This window comes from Clostridium sp., assembly GCF_047718555.1.
In the GTDB taxonomy this organism is placed as follows: domain Bacteria; phylum Bacillota; class Clostridia; order Clostridiales; family Clostridiaceae; genus Clostridium_I.
Genome location: NZ_JBDNRK010000125.1, coordinates 1 through 1814 on the forward strand (window position 1 = coordinate 1; position 1814 = coordinate 1814).

Annotated in this window: 1 protein-coding gene; it reads left to right on the forward strand. The window is 28.1% G+C overall.

Features of this window, described 5'->3' with window-relative positions; genetic code table 11:
- Positions 1-269: 269 nt before the first annotated feature.
- A complete protein-coding gene (locus ABF633_RS20705) occupies positions 270-1736 on the forward strand; it encodes a glycoside hydrolase (protein WP_415526631.1) in 1467 nt (488 codons plus the stop codon).
- Positions 1737-1814 lie beyond the last annotated feature (78 nt).

Here is a 1814-nt window from a genome sequence, read left to right on the forward strand (position 1 = left end):
ATGATTCAAAATATTCGTCGCATCTTTGACTTACTATTTATTTTCACATGCCTAAAAAGGCCAAATAAAGTTCACAAAAAAATTAAAATTAAGCATAGAAATATTCTATACTTAAAGTTATAATTTATAATAAGCTGCAATAGATGTTTCTAGAAGCTTTACGAAATATATTGTATGTATATAGGACTTAAAAAAATAAAAAGCATCTTAAAATAATAAATTGATTATTTTTAAAGGTGAATAATTATAAGATGGTGAAGTACTTGTTAATGAGCAAATTTAGTTTTATTTTTAAGATTATATTTATAGGAATTGTATACTTAATAGTTTTCTTTGCGCTTAGAATAATGTTTAAAGATACAAGAAAAAGCAGCAAGGAGCAGTTAGAAATGGATGATGAATCAGCTTTTGGCAGAGAAGAAACTATAAACTTTAGCAAAGAAGGAAATAAAGGCTTTAATGGAGAAAATACCACAATTTTTAGCAGAGAACATAATTTTTCAGAGATGGAGGATATTAATGTTTCAAAAGAAGATGATATTGATGCTCCAGAAGAAGATGATAGAGAAATAGTATATTCACCTCTCATTGATAGATTAATTAGAATATGGGAATACATAGAGAATATTTATACAAGGCAGATAAAAAGAAAAAAGATTTCTGAAGATACTAAAAGTATAAACAGAGAAAAAAAGAAATATTATAATAAAATAATATATACACCTATTGGAGGTAAAATTTATAATTCCTATTATAATTATGTTTTTATGAATCTGCTTTTAGTATTAATAATTACGCTGGTTCTTATTATACTTACTATTGTAGAGCTGAAATTTCCACTTAAACTTATAGTGATTATACCTGGAGCTGTATTTTTTCTTTACCTATGTAAATTATATAATTATCTGTCACCATTTATTTCTCGTACAAAGGTGCTTAAACGTCATTTAATTTATATAAATGAAGAGAATATTAATGATCCAATAGTTTCACCGGTGAAAGGTGTTGTTTCCTCGTTGAAAGAACATGAAAATAATATTGAAATAAAGACATTTTTTGGAGCTAGAATATTTATTTCTATAAAAAATATAAAGTCCATTGAAATGTTTGTAAAAGAGGGGGACAAGGTAAGTTTAGGCGAAAAATTATTTCAATTTACTGCAGAAGAAGAGAAAAATCCTGTTGTATTTTTCTATATTGGAAGTAACAGGATGCATAAAATAAAAACTATAAAGCAGCTAAATTGCGGTATAATTAGACAAAATAAACCTCTTTTTTTAGCAGAATGCAGCATTAATGAGGCTTCACCAATACTGAAAGATGGAGATATTATTTCACTTAGCTCTTATGTATATGGAGATAATGAATACAGCAGTAAAGTAGTAACTGTAAATACTGAGAGTGGCGGATGCTTAATGGCACATTCTGATTTTATGGATAATCGGGAAAGATTTTTAGTAGTTAGTGAAAATGATGGTACAGTATCATTGAAAGCCCTTGACAATAATAAATATGTAAGTGTTAATTTAAAAGAGGATGGTAAGCTTATAGCAGATAGTATTCATATTAACACCTGGGAAAAGTTCATTTTTATATGGCAAGAGCAAGGGGGCTATGCAATTGTAGCTTTAGCAAATAATAAAGTAGTTAGTTCTGATTTTAATGTTCAGGGATGTCTTATTGCCAATAGAGATTATATCAGTACTGCTGAAAGATTTTTCATATGGAAGCATTAATTTTGTATTACATCTTTCAGCACTTTTTAACCTGACTAACTTGGCGTAAGTCTCCCACGCACTCTGTGAAAGCGATTC